Here is a 7,026-nt window from a genome sequence, read left to right as displayed (position 1 = left end):
ATCCCGCCGCCCTCGCGCTCTATGTCCACTGGCCGTTCTGCAAGTCGAAGTGCCCTTACTGCGACTTCAACAGCCATGTCCGCGACAGCGTCGAACACGAAACCTGGGCGAGGGCGCTGGTCGCCGAGGTCGGGCGGGTCGCGGCGCTGACGCCGGGCAAGGTTCTGACCTCGATCTTCTTCGGCGGCGGCACGCCGTCCCTGATGGCGCCGACGACAGTGGCGGCGGTGATCGGCGCGGCGGCGAAGGCCTGGGCCTTTGCCCCCGATATCGAAATCACGCTGGAAGCCAATCCGACCTCGGTCGAGGCGGGCAAGCTCCGCGACTTCGCCGCCGCCGGGGTCAATCGCGCCAGCCTCGGGGTGCAGTCGCTGCAGGAAGGCGATCTCCGCTTCCTCGGCCGGCAGCATTCGGCGGCGGAAGCCCTGGCGGCGGTCGCCGTGGCGCGGGAGACCTTTCCCCGCGTCTCCTTCGACCTGATCTATGCCCGGCCCGGCCAGACCGTCGAGGCCTGGCGCCGCGAACTCGACCAGGCGCTGGCTTTCGGGCCGGATCACCTCTCGGTCTATCAGCTCACCATCGAGGAAGGCACGGCCTTCCATACCGCGGTGCGCCGGGGCGACTGGTCGCCCCTCGACGAGGAGGCCCAGGCCGCCCTCTTCGAGGTGACGCAGGAGGTTTTGGGCGCGGCCGGCCTGCCCGCCTATGAAATCTCCAACCACGCCCGTCCGGGCAACGAGAGCCGCCACAACCTGACCTATTGGCGCTACGGCGACTATGCCGGCATCGGCCCCGGCGCCCATGGCCGCCTGCCCGGCCGGGACGGCACCCGCCTCGCCAGTGCCGCCTTCCGCAAGCCGGAAACCTGGCTCGACCATGTGCGCCGCCAGGGCGACGGCACCGAGACCCTGGCCGAACTCGACGCCGCGACCCAGGTCGACGAAGCCCTGATGATGGGGCTCCGCCTCGCCGAAGGCGTACCGCTCGGCCGGATCGAACGCCTGGGCGGCGCCGCCTTCGAGCAACTGGTCTCGCCGGCGCGGCTGCAGCGCCTGGTCGACGGCGGCTTCCTGCACCTGGCCGGCGATCGCCTCTTCGCCACCACCCGGGGCCGCGAAGTGCTGAACACGCTGCTCGGCGAATTGCTCGCCTGACCCCTCGGGCCGTCAGCGCCGGCTGCTGCCCTGATCCATCTCGATGAAGGGCACGGCCGAGCCGGGCACCATGGTCTGGGGCAATTTGCCGTCCCAGCGTTCGGCGCGGATCATTTCGATCAGGCCCGGGTTGTCGCGCATGGCGTCGGCCTTGGCGCGCAGGGTGGCCGCTTCGGCTTCGCCGCGGAGGCGGATGGCGTCGGCTTCCGCCTTGGCCTGGAGGGCACGGGAATCGGCCTCGGCCCGGGCCTGGACCACGGTCGAATCGGCCTGGCCCTGGGCAGCGGTGCGGCGGATTTCGGCCTGGACCTTTTCCCGCTCCAGGTTCTGGCGGAGCCGGGTCACCTCGACCTCGGCCTGCATGCGCTGTTCGATCGCCTGTTCGAAGGCGTCCGAGAAGTCGATGTTCTCGATCTGCACGCTCTCGACGATGATGCCTTCCTCCTTCACCGCCTCGCGGAGCGAATCCGTGATCTCGGCGACCAGGCGGGCGCGCTCGCCGACGATGGTCGGCGCGCTGAAGCGGCCGAACACCGCCTTGGTGCGGTCGAGCAGGGTGGGCACCAGGATCCGGTCGGCGTAATTGACGCCGAGCCTGGCGTAGATCTCCTTGGCCGCCCCCGCGGTGATCCGGTAGTTGACCGACATGTTCAGCTCCGCCCCCTGGATATCCTGCGAATAGGCGGCAACCTGCGGCAGGTTCAGCTTCTCCGTCCGGGTCGAGAGCGTCACCACCTGGTCGATCAGCGGCAGCTTGAAGTGCAGGCCGGGGGTCGCGACGTCATGGACGGCGCCGTTCCTGAGCACCACGCCCGCTTCGCCCTCGTCGACCGTATAGAAGCTCGACATCACCACGGTGCCGGCGGCGACAAGGCCGGCGATCAGGCCGATGCGCCGCAGGTTCAAGGCTGGACCGGCGCCACCCTTCGGGTTCAACATGGACATGATCTTCCCCCTTGCTGGCCGGCGCCCGCCGGCACCGTCACCCCCCGTGACGAGATCCATATAGTGTAACGCTTTCGCTTCAGGGAGCCCCCATGTCGTCCCGCGTTTACGATCTCGCCGTTGTCGGTGCCGGCATCGTCGGCCTCGCCCATGCGCTGGCTGCCGCCAGGGCGGGCAAAAGGGTGGTGGTGATCGACCGCGACGCCTTCGCCGTGGGCGCCACGATCCGCAATTTCGGCTTCGTCACCGTGACCGGCCAGCAGGCCGGCACGGTGTGGAACCGGGCCCGGCGGAGCCGGGAGATCTGGGCCGACGTGGCGCCCCGGGCGGGCATCCGGGTGCTGCACCGGGGTACCGCGGTGATCGCCCACCGGCCGGAAGCCGCGGCCGTGGTCGAAGCCTTCTGCGCGAGCGAGATGGGCGAGTCCTGCGAAATGCTGGGGCCGACGCAGATGGCCGACCGCCTGCCCCTGCTCCGCCACGAGGATGCCGCCGCCTGCCTGTGGAGCCCGCACGAGATGCGGATCGAGTCGCGGGAAGCGGTGCCGCAGCTCGCCGCCTGGCTCGAGGGTGCGATGGGCGTCACCTTCCTCCGTCAGGCCCTGGTCAAAGCGATCGAGCTGCCGCGGATCGAGACCACGGCGGGCATGATCGAGGCGGGCCAGGCGGTGGTCTGCCCTGGCGGCGATTTCCTCACCCTCTATCCCGAACTCTGGGCCCGGCATTCGCTCGACCTCTGCAAGCTGCACATGCTGCGCCTGGCGCCGCAGGGGGCGGGCTGGGTGCTGCCCGGCTCGGTCATGAACGACCTGTCGCTCGGCCGCTACCTCGGTTTCGCCGAACTGCCGGCGGCCGAGGCCCTGAAGAAGCGCCTGGCGGCGGAGGAGGGGCCGAGCCTCGAAAACGGTATCCACCTGATCGTGGTGCAATCGGCCGACGGCTCGCTGGTGGTCGGCGACTCCCACCACTACGGCCCGACCCACGATCCGTTCCAGCCGGAGCCGGTGGATGCCCTCATGGTCGGCCATGCCAGACGTGCCCTGCATCTCGCCGACGAGCGGGTGGTCGAACGCTGGATCGGGGTCTATCCTCACCATGCGACCGAGGCCGCCCTGATCGAGGACGCAGCCCCTGGCGTGCGCGCCGTCATGGTGACCAGCGGCACCGGCATGTCGACCGCCTTCGCCCTGGCCGAGGACGCGCTGGAGGGCTGGCTCGCCTAGAAAACACTGGCGTCGGCCGGCGCCCCGTCTTATGTGATTAGCGGGGATGATCAGACACTTGCAGCGAAGCGGCGAAGGATTCCAGAAACCGCCTCGCCGCCGTTTCAACCAAGAGGATCGCGACATGGCCTTCAAGCTTCCCGCCCTGAAATTCGACCCGGCCGCCCTGGCCCCCGCGCTCTCGGCCGAGAGCTTCTCCTACCATCACGGCAAGCACCACCAGGCCTATATCACCGTCGCGAACGAGATCGTGGCGGCGACCCCGGCGCTCCAGGGCAAGTCGATCGAGGAAGTGACCAAGATCGCCGCCGCCGACCCGGCCGCGAAGAAGCTCTTCAACAACGCCGGCCAGCATTTCAACCATTCGCTCTACTGGCTGTCGCTCTCGACCCCGGGCTCGAGCAAGCCGTCGGCCGCCGTCTCGGGCCTGATCGAGAAGGGCTTCGGCGATTTCGCCGCCTTCAAGACCGCCTTCGTCACCGCGGCGCTGGGCCAGTTCGGCTCGGGCTGGGTGTGGCTGACCAAGGACGGCGACAAGCTGGCGATCTCCACCACCGGCAATGCCGAGACCCCGCTGACCGCCGGCAAGCACCCGCTCGCCGTGATGGACGTGTGGGAACACGCCTATTACATCGACTATCGCAACAACCGTAAGGGCTTCGCCGAGACCTTCATCGACAGCCTGATCGACTGGAGCTTCGTCGAGAAGCGGATCGAGGACACCACCAGCCTCGACGCTGGCGTCTGAGCGGAAAGTTTCGAAGGGGCGGCGGCCGCAGGGCCGCCGCCCTTCTTGCTTTCAGAACGAGCGGGTGACGTAGAAGCTGACGTAGTCGCGGTCGGACAGGGCCTGACCGTCGCCCACCTCGCCGATGTAGTAGTTGTAGAGGATCTGGGCCTGCCACACCGTGTCATAGGTGGCGCGCAGCCCGACGCCGACATTGCCCGTGCCCTCGCGGACACCGTTCAGCGAGGCCGGATCGCTGGAATAGCCTTTCAGGCCATAGGTCACGGTGACCGGCACCGCCAGGTTGAGGCGCGGCATCACGCGGTAGTAGTTGGCAGTGAAATTGGCCCCGATCGCCGCCGCGAAATGGCTGGCGAGCGGGTTCATCTTGGCGGCATTGTCGTCGACGCCGACCCGGTAGTTGGCCGCCACTTCGCCCGCCACGCTGATGTCGTCCCACAGAAGATCGCCGCGGAAGACGTTGATGTAGGAGGCCTGGGCATAGGCCATGCGGCCGACCGGGTAGAGCGGGTGGCCGTCGTTGTCGGCGAGCTGGCCCGGCATGACCATCAGGCTCCCGGCATTGAGCGGCATGTTCCAGCGGTAGTTCACGTCGACGCCGACATAGGCGTCGTCGATCGTGGTCGACAGGCTGGCGCCGACCAGCTTGATCTTCTCGGGAAACACCAGGCTGTAGTCGCCGAGGTCGGTGGTCGCGGGCGGCGCGCCGCCGCCCAGGAAGATCAGGCCGGCCAGGGTCGGCTGCAGATAGACGCTGGGCGTCATCGCATTGTACTGCAGGGCGTGCAGGGCGATGGACGTGTCGCCCTCGGGCCGGAAGGTGGCGCTGACGCCGAAGGCGCCCTCTGCCGGCTCGGGATCGATGTCGTCGGCCCGGGTCAGGTGGTACTGGAAGGCCGGCGGGGCGCCGTTGAAGAGCAGGCGCTCGCCGCCCTTGTCCAGGATGTCGGTCGTGGAGAAATAGGAACCGGCGGGGGCGAGCTGGGTCTTGCGCCATTCGAACTGGTAATAGGCCGAGATCGCGAAATGGTCGCTGACCTGCAGCGTGCCGGCGATCTGCGCCACCGGCAGGACGATGTCCTTGAATTCCGAACCGGGCGAGGCGGAAGCCTTGTAGCCGTCGGCGGGCGCCATGGCGCCGGCGATGCCGTTGCCGCCGAAGAACAGGCTCTCGCCCCAGAGCTGGGCGAAGCGGCCGACCCGGAAGGTCAGCGGCATGTCGCCGAGGTCGTAGCGCCCGAAGGCCAGGAGGTCGCGCAGGGCGACCCGGGGGCCGCCGGCATATTCCTTGGTGGCGCCGGTGAATTCGTCGACCGCGGTGCCGGTCGAATTCAGCGTGTTGAGCGAATTATTGTCGTTGTCCTGGCGGTAGACGGAATCATAGAAGGCGTTGGCGCTCGCCCGGACGCCCCAGTCGCCGTATTTGAGGTCGAATTCGGCCGTGGTGTCGAGCCGGTTCGAGACGAAGCCGCTGTCGAAGGAGCGGGTGGCGTCGTCGCCGTTCAGGTTGATCAGATTGGCGTGGTCCGGTTCGGCCACGCGGTAGATCGTGCTGTATTTCACGTTGATCGTGATCGAGGCGTCGACCCCCGGTGCTATGTCCAGCTTGGCCGCCTGGGCCGTCGCCGGCAGTGCCGCCGCGGCCATGCAGAGCAGCCCGAGGCCGGTCCGGCGCCCCGTCTTCCCGTCGTTCTTCTTCATCGTTCAGCCCTCCCTTTTTTCTTGGAATTTCAGGCCCGGCGGGGCCGGGCCGCCGGCCAGGCCAGATAGGCCAGGGCCGGCACCACCACCAGGGCACCCACCATGTTCCACAGGAACATGAAGGCCAGGATCAGGCCCATGTCGGCCTGGAACTTGATGGGTGCCCAGAACCAGAAGATCACCCCGGCGCTCATGGTGAATCCGGTCAGCAGCACGACCTTGCCGGTGAAGCGGAGCGCCCTGAGATAGGCCGTGTAGAGGTCTTCGCCCGCGCGGATCCCGGCCAGCATCACCGAGATCACATAGAGCGCGTAATCGATGCCGATACCGACCCCGAGGGCGACCACCGGCAGGGTCGCCACCTTGACCCCGATGTCGAGCTCGACCATCAGCGCTTCCGACAGGATCGAGGTGACCGCCAGCGGCACCAGGGCGCAGAAGGTCGCCCGGACCGAGCGGAAGGCGATCAGGGTGAGCAGGGCGACGGCGCCATAGACGCCGAGCAGCATGGTGTTCATGGCGCCGGCGACGACTTCGTTGGTGGCGGCCTGGACGCCGGCATTGCCGCCCGCGAGCTTCAACTGAAGCCCCGGGGTGCGGTCGGCGGCAATGAAGTCGGCCGCCGCCTTGGTCACCGCCGCCAGGGTCACCGCCCGGTGGTCGGCCAGATAGACGTAGACCGGCAGCAGATCGCAATTCAGCGACTTCAGCTCGCGCGGGGCATGGGGTGCTATCTGGTTCAGGGTCGGCTGGTTGGCGATCAGCTCGAACCACTTGGGGTTCTGCTCGTTCATGCCCATGGTGGCCCAGCGGGCATAGCTGGCATAGGACTGGGTCGCCTCGACCCCCGGCACCTGTTCGAGCGTCGCCTGCAGGCGGTCGATGGTGGCGAGGGTGCGATAGTCGAGGCAGGCGGTCCTGGTCGGCACCGCCATCACGACCAGGACGTCGCTGCTGGTGGCGTAATGGCCGATCAGATAGGCGGTATCGAGATTGTAGCGGGACTCGGGCCGGAGTTCCGGCGCGCCGGCATCGAGATCGCCGATCTGCAACCGCTGGGCGACGACCCAGCCGCCGGCCCCGACCGCCAGGGTGGCGGCCAGCACGGCAAGAGCCGGGCCACGCCGCGTCATCCCGGCGAGCAGGCGCCAGCCGGCCCCGGGCGGGCGCTGCTCGGCCCGGAGGGCGCGCTGCCGGGCGCGCCGGCCGACCCCGGCATAGGAGAGCAGCACGGGTATCAGGATCAGGTTGGTGA

The 7,026-nt window shown here is 68.4% G+C and carries 6 protein-coding genes; 3 read left to right on the top strand and 3 right to left on the bottom strand.

What is annotated here, in order from left to right:
- Nucleotides 1–1,154 (top strand): radical SAM family heme chaperone HemW (gene hemW, locus WC493_RS20965; RefSeq protein ID WP_373068194.1); only part of this gene is annotated, 1,154 nt, incomplete at its 5' end.
- Nucleotides 1,155–1,166: 12 nt separating this feature from the next.
- Here hemW and WC493_RS20960 read toward each other — a convergent pair.
- Nucleotides 1,167–2,099 (bottom strand): SPFH domain-containing protein, encoded by a 933-nt coding sequence (locus tag WC493_RS20960; protein ID WP_373068192.1) that lies wholly within the window; start codon nt 2,097–2,099, stop codon nt 1,167–1,169.
- Between the two features lie 92 nt (nt 2,100–2,191).
- Here WC493_RS20960 and WC493_RS20955 point away from each other — a divergent pair, with 92 nt between their 5' ends.
- Nucleotides 2,192–3,322 (top strand): TIGR03364 family FAD-dependent oxidoreductase, encoded by a 1,131-nt coding sequence (locus WC493_RS20955; protein ID WP_373068190.1) that lies wholly within the window; start codon nt 2,192–2,194, stop codon nt 3,320–3,322.
- 124 nt (nt 3,323–3,446) lie between these two features.
- A complete protein-coding gene (locus tag WC493_RS20950; RefSeq protein WP_373068188.1) occupies nt 3,447–4,070 on the top strand; it encodes a superoxide dismutase in 624 nt (207 codons plus the stop codon).
- A 51-nt stretch (nt 4,071–4,121) separates the two neighbouring features.
- Here WC493_RS20950 and WC493_RS20945 read toward each other — a convergent pair whose 3' ends face one another.
- Both WC493_RS20945 and WC493_RS20940 read right to left on the bottom strand, forming a co-directional pair.
- A complete protein-coding gene (locus tag WC493_RS20945; protein WP_373068186.1) occupies nt 4,122–5,771 on the bottom strand; it encodes a DUF1302 domain-containing protein in 1,650 nt (549 codons plus the stop codon).
- 29 nt (nt 5,772–5,800) lie between these two features.
- Nucleotides 5,801–7,026, bottom strand: a 1,226-nt coding sequence (locus tag WC493_RS20940; protein ID WP_373068184.1) for an RND family transporter, incomplete at its 5' end; no start/stop codon positions are given.

The organism is Zavarzinia sp. (genome assembly GCF_041650655.1).
In the GTDB taxonomy this organism is placed as follows: domain Bacteria; phylum Pseudomonadota; class Alphaproteobacteria; order Zavarziniales; family Zavarziniaceae; genus Zavarzinia.
Note: the sequence above shows the minus strand (reverse complement) of the source record. Positions and strands in the feature narration are given on the sequence as shown.